This window comes from Streptomyces sp. NPDC038707 (assembly GCF_040636485.1).
Taxonomy (GTDB): Bacteria; Actinomycetota; Actinomycetes; order Streptomycetales; family Streptomycetaceae; genus Streptomyces.
Map to the genome: position 1 here is coordinate 23379 of NZ_JBEZUP010000038.1, position 19480 is coordinate 42858.

The 19480-nt window shown below is 71.2% G+C and carries 16 protein-coding genes; 13 read left to right on the forward strand and 3 right to left on the reverse strand.

Going from position 1 to position 19480, the window contains the following annotated elements; all coding sequences use genetic code 11:
- Positions 1-52 precede the first annotated feature (52 nt).
- From AB0E62_RS33590 to AB0E62_RS33640, 11 genes are all read left to right on the forward strand, one after another.
- Positions 53-1528: an aldehyde dehydrogenase gene (locus AB0E62_RS33590; protein ID WP_362202590.1), complete on the forward strand. Its 1476-nt coding sequence runs from the start codon at positions 53-55 to the stop codon at positions 1526-1528.
- Between the two features lie 46 nt (positions 1529-1574).
- Complete coding sequence (locus tag AB0E62_RS33595; protein WP_362202593.1) at positions 1575-2624, forward strand: zinc-binding dehydrogenase; 1050 nt, start codon at positions 1575-1577, stop codon at positions 2622-2624.
- 58 nt (positions 2625-2682) lie between these two features.
- Positions 2683-3699 (forward strand): ABC transporter permease, encoded by a 1017-nt coding sequence (locus AB0E62_RS33600; protein WP_362202596.1) that lies wholly within the window; start codon positions 2683-2685, stop codon positions 3697-3699.
- A 29-nt stretch (positions 3700-3728) separates the two neighbouring features.
- Entirely contained in the window at positions 3729-4811 is a 1083-nt protein-coding gene (locus AB0E62_RS33605; protein ID WP_362202599.1) for a sugar ABC transporter substrate-binding protein, read from the forward strand.
- Positions 4812-4813: 2 nt separating this feature from the next.
- A complete protein-coding gene (locus AB0E62_RS33610; RefSeq protein ID WP_362202602.1) occupies positions 4814-6982 on the forward strand; it encodes an SMP-30/gluconolactonase/LRE family protein in 2169 nt (722 codons plus the stop codon).
- Entirely contained in the window at positions 6979-8079 is a 1101-nt protein-coding gene (locus AB0E62_RS33615) for a hypothetical protein (RefSeq protein ID WP_362202605.1), read from the forward strand. Before AB0E62_RS33610 ends, AB0E62_RS33615 begins: the two co-directional genes overlap by 4 nt.
- Entirely contained in the window at positions 8076-9578 is a 1503-nt protein-coding gene (locus AB0E62_RS33620) for a sugar ABC transporter ATP-binding protein (RefSeq protein ID WP_362202608.1), read from the forward strand. Before AB0E62_RS33615 ends, AB0E62_RS33620 begins: the two co-directional genes overlap by 4 nt.
- Before the next feature lie 93 nt (positions 9579-9671).
- Entirely contained in the window at positions 9672-10868 is a 1197-nt protein-coding gene (locus AB0E62_RS33625) for an acetyl-CoA C-acetyltransferase (protein WP_362202611.1), read from the forward strand.
- A gap of 26 nt (positions 10869-10894) precedes the next feature.
- A complete protein-coding gene (locus AB0E62_RS33630) occupies positions 10895-11365 on the forward strand; it encodes a MaoC family dehydratase (RefSeq protein WP_362202614.1) in 471 nt (156 codons plus the stop codon).
- A 10-nt stretch (positions 11366-11375) separates the two neighbouring features.
- Positions 11376-12146 (forward strand): 3-oxoacyl-ACP reductase FabG, encoded by a 771-nt coding sequence (gene fabG, locus AB0E62_RS33635; protein WP_362202617.1) that lies wholly within the window; start codon positions 11376-11378, stop codon positions 12144-12146.
- Between the two features lie 48 nt (positions 12147-12194).
- Positions 12195-13232, forward strand: coding sequence for an MBL fold metallo-hydrolase (locus tag AB0E62_RS33640; RefSeq protein WP_362202620.1), 1038 nt, complete (start codon positions 12195-12197; stop codon positions 13230-13232).
- A gap of 17 nt (positions 13233-13249) precedes the next feature.
- Here the strand turns inward: AB0E62_RS33640 and AB0E62_RS33645 are convergent, their stop codons facing one another.
- Together AB0E62_RS33645 and AB0E62_RS33650 are read right to left on the reverse strand one after the other, a co-directional pair.
- Positions 13250-13591, reverse strand: a complete 342-nt coding sequence (locus AB0E62_RS33645; protein WP_362202623.1) for a hypothetical protein — start codon at positions 13589-13591, stop codon at positions 13250-13252.
- Between the two features lie 120 nt (positions 13592-13711).
- The gene (locus AB0E62_RS33650) at positions 13712-14578 is read right to left on the reverse strand and encodes a helix-turn-helix domain-containing protein (RefSeq protein ID WP_362202626.1); all 867 of its coding nucleotides are present in this window, start codon (positions 14576-14578) and stop codon (positions 13712-13714) included.
- 199 nt (positions 14579-14777) lie between these two features.
- On the opposite strand from AB0E62_RS33650, the gene AB0E62_RS33655 reads away from it, so the two are divergent.
- Both AB0E62_RS33655 and AB0E62_RS33660 read left to right on the forward strand, forming a co-directional pair.
- Positions 14778-16172, forward strand: a complete 1395-nt coding sequence (locus AB0E62_RS33655) for an MmgE/PrpD family protein (protein WP_362202629.1) — start codon at positions 14778-14780, stop codon at positions 16170-16172.
- A gap of 67 nt (positions 16173-16239) precedes the next feature.
- Entirely contained in the window at positions 16240-17736 is a 1497-nt protein-coding gene (locus AB0E62_RS33660; RefSeq protein WP_359051135.1) for an aldehyde dehydrogenase family protein, read from the forward strand.
- Positions 17737-18592: 856 nt separating this feature from the next.
- Here AB0E62_RS33660 and AB0E62_RS33665 read toward each other — a convergent pair.
- On the reverse strand, positions 18593-19402 hold the full coding sequence (locus AB0E62_RS33665; RefSeq protein ID WP_362202632.1) for an SDR family oxidoreductase: 810 nt from the start codon (positions 19400-19402) through the stop codon (positions 18593-18595).
- Positions 19403-19480 lie beyond the last annotated feature (78 nt).

Here is a 19480-nt window from a genome sequence, read left to right on the forward strand (position 1 = left end):
CCTGCCTCACGCCGGCCGTACCGTCCCGACGACATCAGCCGAAGGAGCGCCCATGGCCCCGCAGGACCACCACGCACAGCTCTACATCGGCGGCACCTGGGCCGCCCCCGCCACCGACGAGAAGATCGAGGTGATCTCGCCCTACACCGAGGAGGTCCTGGCCCGGGTGCCCGCCGGTTCCCGCACCGACGTCGACCGGGCGGTGTCGGCGGCCCGGGAGGCGTTCGACCACGGCCCGTGGCCCCGCATGCCGCTCGCCGAGCGCATGGAGGTCCTGCGCCGCCTCGCCGACCACCTCGCGGCGCGCCACGAGGAGATGGCGGCCGTCATCTCCAAGGAGATGGGCTGCCCGATCTCACTGTCCCGGACGATGCAGACCACCGGGGCCCAGCTCCTGCTCGACAGCTTCCTCGACCTCGCCCCGCGCTACGAGTGGAGCACCGTGCGCCGCTCGAACACCGGCAACGCGCTGGTCACCCGGGAGCCGGTCGGCGTGGTGGCCGCCGTCGTACCGTGGAACGCGCCCCTGCTCGTGACCTTGCTCAAGCTCGTCCCGGCACTCCTGGCCGGCTGCACGGCCGTGCTCAAGCCCTCTCCCGAGGCCACGCTCGACAGTTACCTCTTCGCCGACCTGCTGCGGGACACCGGACTGCCCGCGGGCGTCGTCAACATCGTCCCCGCCGAGCGGGAGGTCAGCGAGTACCTCGTCACCCACCCCGGGGTGGACAAGGTGTCGTTCACCGGGTCCACGGCGGCCGGCCGGCGCATCGCCGCGCTGTGCGGCCAGGACCTGCGGCGGGTCACGCTGGAACTCGGCGGCAAGTCCGCGGCCGTAATCCTCGACGACGCCGACCTCGATGTCGTCCTCCCCTCCCTGAAGGCCCTCTCCCTGCGCAACAACGGGCAGGCGTGCAGCAACAAGACACGCATCGTCGTGGCCCGCTCCCGCCAGGCCGAACTCCTCGACCGGCTCACGGAGATGGTCGCCTCCCTCAGCGTCGGGGACCCGGCCGACCCGGACACCCAGATCGGGCCGGTGGTCAGCCGGGGCCAGCGGGAGCGCGTCGAGGGATACATCGAGATCGGCCGCCGGGAAGGGGCCAAGGTCCTCGTGGGCGGCGGCCGTCCCGCCGGGATCGACCGCGGCTGGTTCGTCGAACCGACGGTCTTCACCGACGTCCAGCCGGCCATGCGGATCGCGCGCGAGGAGATCTTCGGTCCGGTCCTCGGCGTTCTCGCCTTCGACGACGAGGACGAGGCCGTCGCCATCGCCAACGACTCCGACTACGGCCTCAACGGCTCGGTGTTCACGACCGACCCCGAGCACGCCCTGGCCGTCGCCCGCCGCATCCGCACCGGAACCGTGGAACTCAACGGCAACGTCGTCGGCTTCCACGCCCCGATCGGCGGCTTCAAGAACAGCGGCATCGGCCGCGAGTGCGGCCCGGAGGGCTTCGACGCCTACGTCGAGCCGAAGTCGTACGGCCTGCCCGCCTCGCTCGCCGACGCCCTGGCACCCCGGGCCTGAGCTTCCTCCCCCATCGAACGGCCCGGACACGGGCGAAGGAGACACCATGCGAGGAGTCGTGTTCCGCGGCGGCCGCGAGCTGGAGACCGTCGAGTTCGACGATCCGACGCCGGGCCCCGACGACGTCGTGCTGGAGGTCAAGGCCTCCGGGATGTGCGGCAGCGACCTGCGTCTCTACCGAGCCCCGGCCGGTGAGGCGCTGGCGGCGTTCGGACTGCGGGGTGACGGCAGCGGGGTCATCGCCGGCCACGAACCGTGCGGTGTCGTCGCGGCCGTCGGCACCGCCGTCGACCCGCACGCGGTGCGGGTCGGCGACCGGGTGATGGTCCACCACTACGACGGCTGTGGCTTCTGCCACCAGTGCCGGACCGGCTGGACCCAGCTGTGCGAGCGCGGCGCGGTCATCTTCGGCGCCACCGCGCACGGCGGCCACGCCGACTACCTGAGGGTCCCGGCGCGCACCCTGGTCCCGCTGCCGGACGAGGTGTCCTTCACCGCCGGTGCCGCGATCTCCTGCGGCACCGGAACCGCGTACGGCGCGCTGGTGCGGCTCGCGCTGACCGCCCGGGACACGATCGCCGTCTTCGGGCTCGGCCCGGTCGGCCAGTCCGCGGTGCAACTCGCCGCGGCGATGGGAGCCGAGGTGATCGCCGTCGACGTGGCACCCGAACGAGTCGCCCTGGCGAAGGAGTTCGGCGCGGCCCACGCCGTCGACTCGGGCACGGTCGACCCGGTGGAGGCCGTCCGCGACCTCACGGCCGGCCGGGGCGTGAGCACGGCGCTGGACTGCTCCGGCGCCGCGGCGGCGCGGCACTCCGCCGTACGCGCCGCCGCCGCGTGGGGCCGCGTCGCCTTCGTCGGCGAGGGCGGCGACGTCACGCTCGACGTCAGCCCCGACCTCATCCGCAAGCAGCTGACCGTCCTCGGCTCCTACACCTTCTCCCTCACCGGCCAGGCCGACTGCGCCCGCTTCGTCGCCCGGCACGCGGTCGACGTCGACCGCCTGTTCACCCACCACTGGGCGCTGGAGAACGCCGCGGAGGCCTACCGGGAGTTCGACCGGCAGACCGGCGGCAAGGCCGTCATCGAGTTCTGAGCGACGCGCCCGGCCCGGTCCCGACATCTCGTACGACCCCTGATTGGCGGTATCACTCATGGCAGTGGCCACTGCGGAGGCGAAACCGGACCTCTCCCCGCGCGACCGGTTCGCCCGCGTCGAACAGGGCTACCTGGTCCTCGCCCTGACCGTCCTGCTCTGCCTGGCCGGTGTCCTGACGACCGACGGCTTCCTCACCGGCGGCAACCTCGGGAACCTGCTCAGGCTCTCGGCCGCGTTCGGCATCCTCGCCGTGGGCGAGACCCTCGTGATCCTCGGCAAGGGCATCGACCTGTCCGTCGCCGGCGTCGCCCTCGGCTGTGCCCAGGCCACGCTCGCGTTCATGGCGGACGGCATGCCGGAGGGCGCCGCCATCGCCCTGCTCACCGGCCTCGCCCTGGCCGTCGGCCTGCTGAACGGCATCCTCGTGGCCTACCTCGAGGTGCCCGCGCTGTTCGCGACCCTCGCCACCGGCCTGCTGACCATCGGCGGCATCGACATGCTGCTGCTCGACCAGAACTTCTACTCCCTCCCCGACTCGGCGGCGATCTCCCGGCTCGGCGACGGCAGCGTCCTGGGCGTGCCCCGGGCGGTCGTCGTCGCCGGTGCCGTCTTCCTGCTCGCCTGGCTGTTCGTCTCCCGCACCTCCGCCGGCCGGCTCATCCGGGCGATGGGCGACAACTTCGCCACCGCACGCTCCAGCGGCGCGCCGGTGCGGCCGCTGCAGGTGCTGGGCTACGTCGTCTCCGCGGTGCTCGCCGTACTGGCCGGCTACACCACGGTGGCCGTGCAGGGCAGCGCGCAGACGACGGTGACGTCCTTCGACCCCCTGCTGTTCACCGCGCTGACCGTGGTCGTCATCGGCGGCGTCTCGCTGTCGGGCGGCCGGGGCACACTGCTCGGCGTCCTCGCCGGGGTGCTCTTCGTGGGCGTCCTGAACAACCTGCTGATCCTGCGCGGGCTGAGCGCGCCCCTGCAGGACCTGGTGCGCGGCGGTGTCCTCGTCGCGGCGATCGCGCTCGATGCCTGGCTGCACCCCCGGGACGAGGAGACGGCCCGGACGGACGAATTGTGAACACCCCCGAACGACGAGGAACCCCAGACGTGAGCAACAAGATCATGGCCGTGCTCGCGGCCGCCACCGCCACCGCCCTGCTGACGGTCGCCGGCTGCACGGTCGACCGCGGCGCCGTGCCGGCCGACGGACAGGGCGGCGGGAAGAAGCAGACGTTCGGCAGGAACGTCCAGCTCTTCGACGCCCACCGCAAGGTGCACGAGTCGATGAAGGGCAAGCGCATCGCCTTCGTGCCCATCCTCTACAAGGGCTACAACCTGACCCAGAACTGGGGCAGCACCATGGAGCGCGCCTTCGGGAACCTCGGCGCCGACTTCGAGGTCTACGACGCCAACTTCGACACCGACAAGATGGTCAAGATCATCAACGATCTGATCTCCCGGCGCGCCGTCGACGTGCTCATCCTGCACAATCCCGATGTCGGCGTCCTCACCCAGCAGATCGACGCCGCCGAGCGGGCGGGCATCTACACCATCGTCGTCAACATGGTCTCCGGCCGCCTCGGCGACGCCTTCATCGGGGTGGACGTGGTGCACGCCGCCGAGGACGTCACCCGGCGGGCCGTGCACGACTGCGCCGAGCGCGGCGGTCCCCGGCGCATGGCGGTCATCGACGGCCCCGGCAACGACGCCGCGTCCGTGCAGTGGTCCAGGGGCGTCCACAACGTCCTCGACCCCGCGGGGTACGAGGTCGTCACGACCGCGCACACCCAGTGGCAGAACGCGGTCGCCCAGCAGGCGGCCTCGTCCATCACGCAGCAGCGGAAGAACGGCGTCTGCGGCTACCTGGTGGCGTACGACCTCAACGCGATCGCCGTGGGCGACGCCGTCGCCGACGCCGTCAGGCGCCGGGTGATCCGGCCGGACTCCATCGGCGTCTACACCATGGCCGCCGACGCCCGCTGGTGCGACGCGCTGCGCAAGGGCAGGGTCACCGCGTCGGCGGCGTACGACGTGCAGGGCGTCGGTGAGGCGGCGGTCGTGACGGCGCAGCAGCTCGTCCAGGCAGGTGCCCCGGCCGGCACCTCCCACACCGTCGCCTACGTCTCCCACACGGTGGTGGACCGCGACAACGCCGACACCACCACCATCGCCTGCTACCAGGGCCGATGACCATGAGGATCACAGCACTGTCCCGCGGAGTCGACGCCCACACCTACACCGGTGGAAGGCGCCGCGAGCGGTCGGCCCCCTTCCGTACCGTGTCCGAGCTGCTCGGACAGCGCTGGATGGAGGGCGCCGTCCCGCTCGGCCTGGCGATCCTGCTCAGCCTGGTCGTCACGGTCCTCACCCCGGTCGGCGCGGGTGACACCCCGCTCATCCTCGACGAGACCACCGAGAAGGGACTGCTCGCCGTCGGGCTGACGATCGTGCTGGTGGGCGGCGGCATCGACCTCTCGGTCGGCTCGGTCGTCGGCTGCGCGTCGCTCGGCGCCATGGTGGCCTCCCGGGTCTGGCACTGGCCCACCGCCCTGGTGATCCCCGCGGCGGTCCTGGCCGGCGCCGCCCTCGGCGCCGTCAACGGTTTCCTGATCGCGCGGGCCGGCATGCGGCCCTTCATCACCACTCTCGTCACCCTCGTCGGTTTCGGTGGCGCCGCCGCGGCCCTGCAGAGCGCCTACAGCTTCCGGCTCGGCGCCGCGGAACCCGACCTCACCTGGGAGTTCCTCGGGGCCGGCGCGGTGGCCGGCGTCCCCACCGGCTGGTTCGTCTTCGCCGTCGTCCTGCTCGTCGCCCACGTCGGGCTGACCCGGACCCGGTGGGGCTGGTGGATCGCGGCCGTCGGCTCCGACCGGCGCTCGGCCCGCCGCAACGGCATTCCGGTCACCCGGGTCGTCTTCGGCACGTACGTCCTGTCCGGGGCCCTGGCCGGTACGGCCGGACTGCTCACCGCCGCGCGGCTGGGCCGCACCGACCCCGACGTCGGGCAGGGCTGGGAGCTGGTGGCGCTCACCGCGGTGGTCCTCGGGGGAGTGAGCCTCCAAGGGGGCCGCGGCTCGGTGCTGCGGGCGACCGTGGGCGTCGTCGTCGTGCAGGTGATCCAGCAGGCCACCATCGCCACGGGCGCGGAGGGCTCCGCCTACACCGTCATCCTCGCCGCCGCGCTGCTGCTGTTCGCCGTGCTCGACCTGAAGTGGGGCAAGTACCGGCAGCGCACGGCGGAGAAGCTGAAGATCGACCCCGGCCGGATCACGCTCGGTCCCCTCCTGGACGTCACCGAGCCGGGTTCGGTGTGGACGGTCAACAACCGGCTGACCGACGCGCCGCCCATCGGCCTCGGGAAGATCGAGGGCGCCGAGGACTGCGCCGTCGACCGGGACGGCACCCTGTACTGCGGCGACCGGCGCGGCTGGGTGTGGCGGTTCCACGGGCCCGAGGACACCGAGGGCGAGATCTTCGCCCGGACCGGAGGCTTCCCGCTGGGCCACGTCTGGGACCGCGAGGGCCGGCTGCTCGTAGCCGTCGGCGGCATGGGGGTGTACCGCGTCCACCCCGACGGCGAGCCCGAGCTCGTCGCCAACAAGGTCAGGCGCAGCCCCTTCTCCCTGCTCGACGACTCCGGACTGCGTGCCGTCGACGACCTGGACGTCGCGCCCGACGGCTCGATCTACGTCTCCGACTTCTCCACCCGCACCAACGCCGCCGAGTACATGGTGGAGTTGGTCGAGTCCCGGCCCAACGGGCGGGTGGTGCGGATCGACCCCGACGGCAGCACCGATGTCGTCATCTCCCACCACCTCTTCCCGAACGGCGTGTGCACCGCCCACGACGGGCAGTCGATCCTGGTCGCGAGCACCGGGCTGTGCCGCGTCGACCGGCTGTGGATCGCCGGCCCCCGGCAGGGGCGGATGGAACCGGTCCTGGAGAACCTTCCCGGCCACCCCGACAACATGAGCCGCTCCTCCGACGGCAACTACTGGCTGCCGTTCGTCTCCATGCGCACCCCGATGTCGGACCTGCTGGGCCGGTACCCGGCGGTGCGGCGGCGGATGACACGAGAGCTGCCCCTGGACAGCTGGGTGGTGCCCCAGCTCAACGTCTCGTGCGTGATGAAGTTCAACGACCGGGGCGAGGTACTGGACGTCCTGTGGGACGCCACGCTGCGGAACCACCCGATGGTGACGGCCGTCAAGGAACACGCCGGCCACCTGTACCTGTGCGGTGTCAGCAACAACCGCGTGGGGCGGCTCGCGCTCGACGCGAGCCAGGTCGGCGGTATCGACCCGTCCCACATCCCCGGCACCCCGGCGCCGGCCGGGTCCGCGGTGGTGGTGGGACGATGAGACGAGCCCTCGCGGTGATCAAGGAGTGGCTCAACCCCGACTGGGCGAGCCACCGCACGGTCCCGCCCATGGAGGCGGGCCTGCGCCCCAACCACCGGCTCGACGAGGCCGAGGCGCTGCTGCCCGCCGAGTCCTACGAGCCCGACGACGTGGCCGTGACGGACGACGGAACGGTCGTCTTCTCCGCCGGGGACACGGTCTGCGCGCTACGCGACGGCGAGGTCCGCACGATCGCGGTGCTGAGCGGCACGGTGACCGCCCTGACGGCCTGCGGCGGCGATGTCCTCGCGGCGGTCGAGGGCGTCGGGCTCGTCACCGTCGGCCCGGCCGGCGAGACCGCGGAGCGGTGCACCGACCCCGCCGTGTCCTCGTGTGTCACGGACCTGACCCTGACGGGCGACGGCTCGGTGCTGGTGACCGTCGGGTCGCGGCACGAGGGGCCGGACGGCTGGGCCCGCGCACTGCTGCGCGGCGACCGGTCCGGACGCATCGTCCGGGTGACCGGCGCGACGGCGTCGGTGGAGGCGGAGGGCCTCGGCTGGCCGGCCGGCATCGAGGCCGTCGGGAACGGCGAGGTCCTGGTGTCGCTGAGCCTCGACCACCGCATCGAGCGGCGGCGGACCACCGCGCTCGGTACCCCGGGCGCGGGCGCGCCGGCGAACCTGCCCGCCTACCCGGGACGACTGGCGGCGACGGAGGACGGCTGCTGGGTGGCGGCCCCCTACGTGCGCAACCGCTTCACGGAACTGCTCCTGGACGAGCCGGAGCTGGCAGCCGAGATGATGCGGACCATCGCCCCCGGGGAATGGTTCGTCCCCCGCCTGCGCTGCACGACTCCTTACACCGACACCCTCCAGCTGGGACAGCTGCGGGTGCTCGGTGTCATCAAACCCTGGGCACCCGCCCGGTCCTACGGCCTCGCCTTCCGGCTGGACGGCACCGGGCGCGTGCTGGAGAGCCTGCACTCCCGCGCCGACGGCGAGCGGCACGGGGTGACCGGCCTGGCCGTGCGCGGGCCACGCCCGGTCCTGGCGGTACGCGGCTGCCGGAACCTGTTCCAGCCACGGGAGACGAAGGAAGAGGCGGTGACACGGTGACCCACCAGACTCCGACCCCGGTGATCCGGCTCGCGGGTGTCAGCAAGCGGTACAGCGGCACCTACGCCCTGCGCGGCATCGACTTCGACGTACGGCCCGGCGAGATCCACGCCCTGCTGGGCGAGAACGGCGCCGGCAAGTCCACCCTCGTCAAGATCGTCTCGGGCGCGGTGGCCCACGACGGCGGCACGCTCGAGGTCGGCGGCAGGGAGCGTCTGTTCGCCACGCCGAAGGAATCCGCCGAGGCGGGCGTCGCGATGGTGTACCAGGAGGGCTCCCTGGTCGAGACGATGACGGTCGCGCAGAACCTCTTCCTCGGCCAGGAGAAGGCGTTCAACAACCTTTCCCGGCTCAACATCGCGGCACGGGAACTGCTGGAGTCGCACAACTTCCACATCCGGCCCGAGGTCCCGGCCGGATCGCTCGGCATAGCGCAGAAGCAGATGGTGGAGATCGCCCGCGCGGTGCACCGCAGGGCCCGACTCGTCATCCTGGACGAGCCGACATCGTCCGTCACTCCCGAGGAACGACTGCAACTCTTCCTGTCCATGCGGAGGCTGAAGCGCGAGGGCATCGGCGTCGTCTTCATCACCCACATGCTCGACGAGGCGCTGGCCGAGGCCGACCGGATCACCGTGCTGCGGGACGGCGAGGTGCAGGGCACCCTGACCAAGCCGGAGTTCGACCGGGCCGAAGTGGTGCGCATGATGGTCGGCCGGGATGTCGAGTACGGGCGCGTCCCGCCCGGCCGCGCAGCGGACCCGGCGCCCGTCCTCGAAGTGGAGGACGTGACGCTGCTGCCGGCCGTGCGGAACATGTCGTTCACCGTCCGGGGCGGTGAGATCGTCGGCATCTACGGGCTGGTGGGCGCCGGTCGCAGCGAGACCGCGATGATCATCAGCGGCATCACCAAACGGCGCCGGCTGCGCGGCGGCCGCATCCGCCTGAACGGCCGCGAGGTCCGCTTCCGCACCCCGCGGCACGCGCGCAGGGCCGGGGTGGTCCACATCACCGAGGACCGCAAGGCCTCCGGCTTCTTCGGCCATTTCAGCATCGCAGACAACATCCACCTGGGTCACCTCTGCTCGGCACCACGGCTGCCGCTGTGGGTGCGGTCCCGGGAGCGGGCCGCCGTCGCGCGGATCTTCGTCGAGCGGTTCCACGTACGCACCCTGCGCCCGCACCGGGCGAAGCTGGTCGAGCTGAGCGGAGGCAACCAGCAAAAGGTCGTACTCGCCAAGGGGCTCACCAGGAAGCCGCTTGTGGCGATCATCGACGAGCCCACGCGCGGCGTGGACGTCGGCACCGTCGTGGAGATCCACGCGATGATCCGCGCACTCGCCGACGAGGGCGTGGCGGTGGTCGTCATCTCCTCGTACCTGCCCGAGATCCGGGCGCTCTCCGACCGCGTCCTCGTCGCGAAGCAGGGCTCGGTCGTCGCGGAGTTCGACCCCGAGGAAGCGGACGAGGAGGCATTGATGTTCGCCGCGGTGCACTGATCTCGGCCCGTACCGCGAGGAGGCGGCCTTGCCCTCGATCCCTCAGATCAGATATTTTATTTTAAGTATTCACTGAGGAAGGGATGCCCAGCCATGCGGCGAGCAGCGATTGCCAGTCCGGTACGGACACCTGTCGGCGCCTTCGGCGGTGCCCTGCGGTCGGTGCCCGTCGAAGACCTCGCCGCCACCGTCATCCAGGCCGTGCTGGAACGCAGCGGCATCGATCCCGAACGGATCGACGACGTCGCGATGGCCCAGTCCTACGCCAACTCCGAGACGCCGTGCATCGGCCGCTGGGCCGCGCTGCACGCCGGCCTGCCGCTCGCGGTACCCGGCTTCCAGACCGACCGCCGCTGCGGCGGGGGCCTGCAGGCCCTGGTCACGGCCGCCATGATGGTGCAGACGGGCGCATGTGACGTCGTCCTGGCCGGCGGCGTGGAGAGCATGTCCAACATCGAGCACTACACCACGTCGATGCGGTGGGGGCGGCGCGCGGGCAACGTCGAGATGTACGACCGTCTCGACCGGGGTCGCGAGCGCGCCCAGCCCGAGCACCGCTTCGGCCGCATCTCCGGCATGGTCGAGACCGCCGAGACCCTCGCCCAGCGCTACGGCGTCTCGCGGGAGGCCGCCGACGAGTTCGCCGTCGCGAGCCACCGGCGCGCCGCCGCGGCCTGGGAGTCGGGCGTCTTCAAGGACGAGGTGGTGCCGGTGACGGTGCCGCAGCGGCGCGGCGAGCCCGTGGTCTTCGACCGGGACGAGGGCGTCCGCGCCGACTCCTCCGTCGAGACCCTCGCCAAGCTGCGCACCGTCGTGCCCGGCGGCACCGTCACGGCCGGCAACGCCAGCCAGCAGAACGACGCCGCCGCGGCCTGCCTGGTGGTCGCCGAGGACCGGCTGGAGGCGCTCGGCCTGGAGCCGATCGGGTTCCTGGAGGGCTGGGCGGCCGCCGGCTGCGACCCCGCGGTCATGGGTATCGGCCCGGTGCCGGCGGTGGCGAAACTGCTCGCCCGGACCGGCAAGACCCTGGACGAGATGGACCTCGTCGAGATCAACGAGGCGTTCGCCGCGCAGGTCCTCGCGGTTCTCGCCGAGTGGGACTGGCACGACACCGACCGCCTCAACGTCAACGGCTCGGGGATCTCCCTCGGGCACCCCATCGGCGCCACCGGCATGCGCATCATGACCACGATGCTGCACGAGCTGCGCCGCCGGGGCGGCCGGTATGCCCTGGAGACCATGTGCATCGGCGGCGGCCAGGGCATGGCCGCGCTGTTCTCCGCCGCGTGACGGCCGAAACCGGAGCAGGACATCTCATGACCAAGGTCTTCCCTTCCCCCGCCGCGCTCGCCGCAGCCGTCGGCACGCACGTCGGCAGCAGCGACTGGATCGTCGTCGACCAGGGCCGTATCGACCTCTTCGCCGACTCGACCGGCGACCACCAGTGGATCCACGTGGATGCCGGCCGCGCCGCCTCCGGTCCTTTCGGCACCACCATCGCACACGGCTTCCTGACGCTGTCGCTGATCCCCGTGCTGGTCAAGCAGGTCTACCGGACCGAAGGCGTGGCCATGGCCGTCAACTACGGCCTGAACAAGGTCCGTTTCATGCACCCCGTCCGGGCCGGCGCCAAGGTCAGGGCGGTGGTGGACGTCGTCGCCGCCGACGAGGTGCCCGGCGGCCACCAGGTCGTCCTCAAGGTGACCGTCGAGATCGACGGCGCCGACAAGCCGGCCTGCGTCGCGGAGACGGTCACCCGCCTGTATGCCTCTTCCACCCACTCCTAGGAGTACGCACGTGTCCGAAACCTCCACCCCCGCCCAGCGCGTCGCGATCGTGACCGGTGCCGCCCGCGGCATCGGCGCGGCCACCGCCCGGCGGCTGGCCAGGGACGGCTTCTCCGTCGCCGTCCTCGACCTCGACGAGGCGGCCTGCGCCGACACCGTCGAGGCCGTCGAGAAGGAGGGCGTCCGAGCCCTCGCCGTCGGCGTGGACGTGGCCGACGCCGGGAGCGTCGAGACGGCCGTGGCCCGCGTGGCCGCCGAACTCGGCCCGCCCGCCGTGCTGGTGAACAACGCCGGCATCACCCGGGACAATCTGCTGTTCAAGATGGACGTCGCCGACTGGGACGCCGTCATCGGCGTGCACCTGCGAGGTGCGTTCCTCATGACCCGGGCCGCCCAGACACACATGACCAAGGCCGGCTGGGGCCGCGTCGTCAACCTGTCGTCCGTTTCGGCGCTGGGCAACCGCGGCCAGGCCAACTACTCGGCCGCCAAGGCGGGCCTCCAGGGCTTCACCAAGACCCTCGCGATCGAGCTGGGCAAGTTCGGCATCACGGTCAACGCGGTCGCTCCCGGTTTCGTCGTCACGGAGATGACCGCCGCCACCGCGGAACGGCTCGGTGTGCCCTTCGAGGAGTTCAAGGCCCGGCGCGCGGCCGCCACCCCCGTACCGCGCGTGGGCGTTCCCGACGACATCGCGCACGCCATCTCCTTCTTCGCCGGCGAGGGCGCCGGATTCGTGACGGGGCAGGTCCTGTACGTCGCGGGCGGCCCGCGCGGCTGACGGCGTACGACCACGCTCACCACCGCGACACGGGAGAAGGAAAAGATCATGACGAGGCGGTTCGACCAGGGGGCGTGGGCCGAGGCCGGTGCGCAGACGATCCTGCCGGGGGTGCACCGGGTGCCGCTCCCGCTGCCCAATGACGGGCTGCACGCGGTGAACGTCTACCTCCTGGAGGGGCTGGCCGAAGACGGTGGCCTCGTCATGATCGACGGAGGCTGGGCCGTCCCCGAGGCCCGCAAGACGCTGGAGGAGGCGCTGGCCTCCCTCGGCCGTGACCTTGGCGACATCCGGGACATCCTGGTCACCCATGTCCACCGCGACCACTACACGCAGGCGGTGGACCTGCGCCGGCTGCTGGGCTGCCGCGTTCACCTGGGCGCGGGGGAGCGCCGCGGCCTGGAACTGCTCAACGAGATGCGGGGCGGACTGGGCAGCGCGCTGCGCACCCTGCGCGAGGCGGGGGCCGCCGACCTGGCCGAGTTGGTGGAGAAGGTGTACCCGGACCTGTACCTCCGGGACGACTGGGAGGCGCCGGACCACTGGCTGACGGCACAGACACTGTCCTTCGGCGGCGGTGAGCTGAGGGTGATCCCGACCCCCGGGCACACCCGGGGGCACGTCGTCTTCCTGGACGAAGGGCGCGGGCTGCTGTTCTCCGGTGACCACGTCCTGCCGCGGATCACCCCGTCGATCGGCTTCGAGGCGGCCGATCCCGGGGGCCGGCCCCTCGCCGCGTACCTGGACTCCCTGCACCTGATGACCCGGTACGCCGATGCCCGCCTGTTGCCGGCGCACGGCCCGGTCACCGCCAGCGCGCACACCCGCGTGAGTGAGCTGATCGCGCACCACGAGGAGCGGCTGCGCAGGACCCTCGCCGTCCTCGGTGACGCCACCCACGACGCGTACACCGTGGCCCGCCGCCTCACCTGGACCCGCCGCGAGGTGCCGTTCGACGAGCTGACCCCGATGAACCGGATGCTCGCGGTGAACGAGACGGTCGCCCACCTGGACGTTCTCGTGCTGCGTGGCCGTGCGTCGATGACCTCCGCCGACGGAGTGCACCGCTACGCACGGCCACGCTGACGTCCCTGCGGACTTCGCTACACGGCGATGTCCATCTCCGGCCCGATGTACTCCTCGGCGGAGACGACCTCGCCGTTCTCGACCACGGCGATCTGGACGAGGTGCACGTTCGTCCCCTGCAGTGTCGTCGAGGTCTGCACCACGAAGCCCTTGTCGGTCAGCGTGTAGCGGGAGTCACGGAACGGCGGGAGACCGCCGCGCCCGTGCACCGCGTCAATGGCCTCCTTGAGGGTCATCACCTTGTCGTCGGAGCTGTGCCATACCTTGCAGTGCGGGGCACAGAACTCATAGAAGAGGTCCACATCTTCCAGGGCTCGCAGCCACTGTTCGGCGATGTGCTCTCGGGTCTTCTCGGGCATCTGACGCAACGCCTTTCCGTTTGAGGAACCTGTATAATATAAAATATCATGGACGGTTTGGAAGGTGATCGTCAACAACACCTTCGGGATGTGGCGGCCGACCAGGGAGCCGCAAGGCCGTCAGCGGGTGGTGTCGGGCTCCGGTGTGACGTGGGTGGCGGCCCAGGAGGCGAGGATGCGCAGCCCGTCGTGGGAGGCGCTGCCGGGCTCAGCCGTCCAGGCGATGAGCTGCTGGTCGGGGTTGGCGGCGCAGGTGAGGGCGTCCCAGTCCAGGGTGAGGTCGCCGGCCACGGGGTGGCGCATCGTCTTGGTGCCCATTCCGCGCAGGGCGACATGGTGGGCACCCCACCAGCGGCGGAAATCGTCGTCCCGCACCGACAACTCGCCGACGAGGGCGGTCAGCCGTGGATCCGCCGGGTCCCGGGCGGCCTCCATGCGGAGCTGGGCCACACAGGTGTGGGCGACGCTCTCCCAGTCCGGATACAGGGCGCGGACCGCGGCGTCGGTGAAGACGAGGCGCACGTAGTTGCGCTGCTTGTCCGGGATCCGCGCGAAGTCCGTGATCAGGGCGGCGGCCATGGGGTTCCAGGCGAGCACGTCCATCCGGCGGCCGAGGACCACGGCGGGGACGGTGGCCAGGTCGTCCAGCAGTCGGCGCAGCTGCGGGTGCACCTTGCGCACGGCCTGGCGCCGGGGCCTGGGGGAGTCCTTGCCGGCGAGTTCGAACAGGTACTTCCGCTCGTCCTCGCCGAGCCGGAGGACCCGGGCCAGACCATCGAGCACCGGCTGTGACGCCTGCCGGCGGCCCTGCTCCAGGCGCGTGTAGTACTCGGTGCTGATCGATGCCAGCAGCGCCACCTCCTCCCGGCGCAGCCCCTTGACCCTGCGTCGTCCGGTGTCGGGCAGCCCGGCCTCCGCGGGGCTGATCGCCATGCGGCGGGCCTTGAGGAAAGCGCCGAGTTCACCGGGGTGCGCGCGTTCGTTCATGTGTCCATTCTGTCGGCAGAAGCCCCGTCTGTGAGGGGGCCGGTTCTGTCCCGGGTCCCTCCTGTCCCGGGTCTGCCACGGCCCTTGCCGAGCCGACGCGGAACATGTGAGCGTCGCCGGACACGCATCTCTGTTCAAAGCCTTTCAAATAAAATATATTCCTGTTACTTCTTGTAGACGTTCCGGAAGCGAGGCTTACGTGGTACAGGTCACTCCTCCCGTCGAAGCAGCGGTCGCCCGTCTGGTCACCGAGCTCCGACATGACGCGCTTCCCCCCGCCGCGCTCCACGGGGCGCGGCGGCTGATGCAGGACCAGCTGGCCGTGCAGATCGGCTGCGCCGGCCTGCCGTGGAGTCAGGCGGTGCTGACGCTGACGCGTGCCCGGCATGCACCCGGCGGCGCACACGTGACCGTTTCCGGAGACGCGATGAGCGCGGCCGACGCCGCCTTCGTCAACGCCACGTTCGGCCATGGCTTCGAGTACGACGACGCTCATCGTGCCAGTTCCAGCCACCCCGGCAGCTGCGTCGTGTCCACCGCCCTGGCGGTGGGCGAGGAGACCGGCGCGACCCTGCGGGACGTACTGCTCGGCATCGTCGCGGGCTACGAGGTCTACACCCGCATCGGCGTGCTCGCCGCGCCGGACCTCCTGGAGCGGGGCTTCCACCCGCACGCCGTCCTGTCGGCCTTCGGCGCCGCCGCGGTGGTCGCCAAGATGCGGGACCTGGACCCGGAGCAGACCACCCACGCCCTGGCCATCGCCATGAGCCACTGCTCGGGAACCACCGAGTACACCTCGTCGGGCGGTTCCGTGAAGCGCGTGCACGCCGGCATCGGCACCCGCGGCGGCATCCGGGCGGCCGAGATGGCCGAGGCGGGCGTTACCGGCCCGGTCGCCTACCTCACCGGCGGCAAGGGCTTCTTCCGCACCTTCGTCGGGCGCGAGCCGGGCAAGGACGCCGCCGACGCGTTCGCCGCCGACGCGCCGTTCGAGATCACCCGCGTCTGGATCAAGCCGTACTGCTGTTGCGGCATCAACCACGCCTACATCGACGGCGCGCGGCAGCTGGCCGACCGCCGGGAACTGATCGAGAGCGTGGAGCTTGGCATCCAGACCGGCGGGAACATCATCGTCGGCAACCGCAACGTCAACGCCTACGCGCCGCAGAGCATCGAGAACCTCCAGTACAGCCTGCCGTTCCAGTTCGCCCTCGCGCTGCTGGAGCGCGGCAACGGCTTCACCACCCACCGCGACTACATGGACGGCACGCTCGACCTGTCGGCCGGCAGCGAGGCCGCCGTGCTCGCCGGCCGGATCACCATCACCCCGAGGCCCGAACTCGACACCGCCCACCCCGGCAAGTGGGTCGGCGACATCACCGTCACCTACCGGGACGGCACCCGGGAGCACCTCTTCGTCGACAGCCCGCTCGGCACCGCGGAGAACCCGATGCCGCAAGCCGCGCTGGACACCAAGTTCCGCGACCTGACGCTGGCGCGCATGGGCGAGGAACGCAGTGAGGAACTGCTGCGCGCCATCGACGGCGACGACGCACTGCCCGCCGCGAAGCTGGCCGCGCTGCTCGTCGTCTGACCCCCGACCACCGCTCACCGAGCCGCTTGCGCATCTGTTCACGGACGAGACAGAGAAGAGACCACCCATGCTCACCACACCGGGTATCCCGGCCATGACCCCCGCGCTTCCCGACTTCGTCAACGGCCCCAAGAAGCTGCTGATCGACGGCGCCTGGGTCGACGCGGCCTCCGGTGCCCAGATCGACGTCGTCAACCCCGCGACGGGCAGGACGCTCGGCAGTATCGCCCAGGGCGGCGCCGCGGACATCGACCGTGCGGTCAAGGCCGCACGGCGCGCGTTCGAGGGCGAGTGGAGCCGCTGGACGCCGCACCAGCGCCGCAAACTCCTGCTCAAGGTCCACGACGTCGTCCTCGACCACTTCGAGGAACTGGCCATGATCGAGACCCTCGACATGGGGGCGCCGCTGTCGCGGACGAGAGCGCTCGCCGAGTGGACCTCCCAGGTCCTGCACTTCTTCGCCGCGCAATGCGACGCCCCGGGCGTCTCCGCCCCGCAGAACTCGCTCCCCGGCAGCTTCCTCACCCTCAAGCACCAGGCGCCCGTCGGCGTCGTCGGCGGCATCATCCCGTGGAACGGCCCGCTGATCGGCCTGTGGTGGATCTTCGGCCCGGCGCTGGCCACCGGCTGCACGGCCGTGCTCAAGCCGGCCGAGGACGCCTCGCTGTCGGTGCTGCGCGTGGCCGAGCTGCTGACGGAGGCCGGTGTGCCCGACGGTGTCGTCAACGTCGTGACAGGCTACGGCGCCGAGGCCGGCCAGGCCCTGGCGGAGCACCAGGACGTCGACCGCGTCGCCTTCACGGGGTCCGTCGGCACAGCCCGCTCGATCGTGCGGGCGTCGGCCGGCAACCTCAAGCGGCTCCAGCTGGAGCTGGGCGGCAAGTCTCCCGACATCGTCTTCGCCGACGCCGACCTGGACAAGGCCGTGCCGGGTGCGGCCATGGGCGTCTACACCAACAGCGGTCAGGTGTGCGTCGCCGGTACCCGCATCCTGGTGCAGCGGTCGGTCCACGACGAGTTCGTGGACCGGATGAGCGCGTTCGCCAAGTCGATCCGGGTGGGTGACGGGCTGGACCCGAACACCCAGCTCGGCCCGCTGGTCTCCCAGCGGCAGCTCGAACGTGTCATGCACTACATCGGCGTGGGCGGCGACGAGGCCCGGCTGGCCGGCGGCGGCAACCGCCTGGGCGGCGACCTGGCCTCCGGCTTCTTCGTCGAGCCCACCGTCTTCGCCGGGGCGACGAACGACATGACGATCTCCCAGGAGGAGATCTTCGGCCCCGTGGCCTCCGTGATCCCCTTCGACGACCTGGACGAGGCACTGCGCATCGCCAACGACACGCCGTACGGACTGGCGGGCGGAGTGTGGACGCGCAGCCTGTCGACCGCGCACAAGGTTTCCCAGGGCATCACGGCCGGGACGATCTGGGTCAACTGCTACGGCGTCCTCGACCCGGCCATCGGCTTCGGCGGCACGAAGATGAGCGGCTACGGATGGAAGGGTGCCAAGGAGCACGTCGAGAGCTTCCTGTATCCGAAGGCCGTGTACATCAACCTCGACTAGGACCTGTCGCCGGTCCGCGTTCGTCGGACAGACGGGGGAACCGGACAGACGGGGGAACCGCCGCTGTCGCGGTGCCGGGGAAGACGCGACCGGGCATGTCGTCGCGGTTTCTCGCGGCGGGCGTTCCCCACCGAAGCCCGGTGGCCGTCCGCCGCGTGAGCCCTCGCGCAGGCGGACGGCCCGGGGCCGTTTCTCCATGTGGGCGTGCGGGCACCCGCGGTTCCCTTCCGGTGCTCCCCGCTGTTGCCGACGGGCTCCGGGCCCTCGCACCAGGCTCTGACGCCGGCGCGGACGACCTTCTTCGGAGCGTGTGATCCGTCATCCCCGGACGGAGGCGCTGTCACAGAGGCGCACATCAGGCCGGCAGGCCACCTTGGAGAGGCCGAAGGGGCGGACCAGTTGTGGTGTGAGGCCGAAGGTCCGCCGGATCCGCGCGGCGGCCCGCCAGGCGAGGGCCCACCTCCCCGGCCGTGGACCGCGCCGGCCAGGGTGTGGCGTGCTTCGGCGTGATTCCGAAACCTTCGGGCTCAGAGGGGGCGGAGCACCGGCAGGGACAGGGCCGGGAACATCGAAGACGCCCAGGCAGCACGCGGTTGGCGGGCGTGGGCCATGCAGGGGCTGCCCAGGGCGGCGGGGGAGTCGGACATCGAACGGCGGAGCAGTCGGCTTTCGGGCGGCGGGGAGCCGGACGGCGATGCCAGGGGAACAGTGACGCGCCACGCCGTCGCGGCTCACTGCCGGCACCACATGGCGATGCCACGGGCCGGTCGTCCTCCGACCAAGACGACCGGCCCGTGGCCTCCCGCGGGGCGGCGTACGGGACCCGCACGCCGCCCCGCCGTTCTTTCCGGCAGTGTCAGACCTGGGCCCCCCGGAGGGTCTGTCCGCCGTCGACGATGACCTGGGTGCCGGTCATGAACGCGGCGAGGTCGGAGGCGAGGAACAGGACGACCCGGCCGATGTCGTCCGGCAGCCCGATCCGCCCGAGCGGAATCCGCTTCTCCAGTTCCTTGATGCCTTCGTCGTCCATGAAGGGAGCGAGCCCGGGGGTCTTCGTGCCGCCGGGGCAGACGTTGTTGACGGTGATGCCGTGCTGCGCCAGTTCCAGCGCCATCGTCTTGATGGCGCCGGCGACGCCGTGCTTGGAGGCGGCGTAGTGGCTCAACCCGATCACGGACGGATTCACCGACTCCACGGAGTTGACCGTGATGATACGGCCACCGCTGCCCTGTTCGATCATCTGGCGGGCGGCTGCCTGCGAACAGAGCATCACGCCGAGCAGGTTGACCTCGAGCGTGCGGCGTGCGACCTCCAGGTCCAGGTCGAGGAAGAGGGAGCCCTGATAGATGCCCGCGTTGTTCACCAGGATGTCGAGTGTGCCGAACGCGTCGACGGCGGTGCGCACCATCGCCTCGGCGTCCTGGGGCTTGCTCACGTCGGTGACGACCGTGCGTACCCGGGCGGTGTCCTCGAACTCCGCTGCGGCCGCCTCTGCGGCCTCCTTGTTGACATCCGCGATGACGATGTTGGCGCCGGCCTCGTGGAGGCGGCTGGCGACGCCGAGGCCGATGCCCATGGCCGCGCCCGTGACGGCCGCGGTCTTGCCGCTCAGGTCCATGAGTTCACGGATGGACGCCGAGTCGGGAGAAGCGAAGAAGTTGGTCATAGGAATGAAATATCATGTAGAAAATATTCGGTCCAGGGTCTTGGAAGAGGCACTGTGCCCGGGACCCGGAGTACGTCC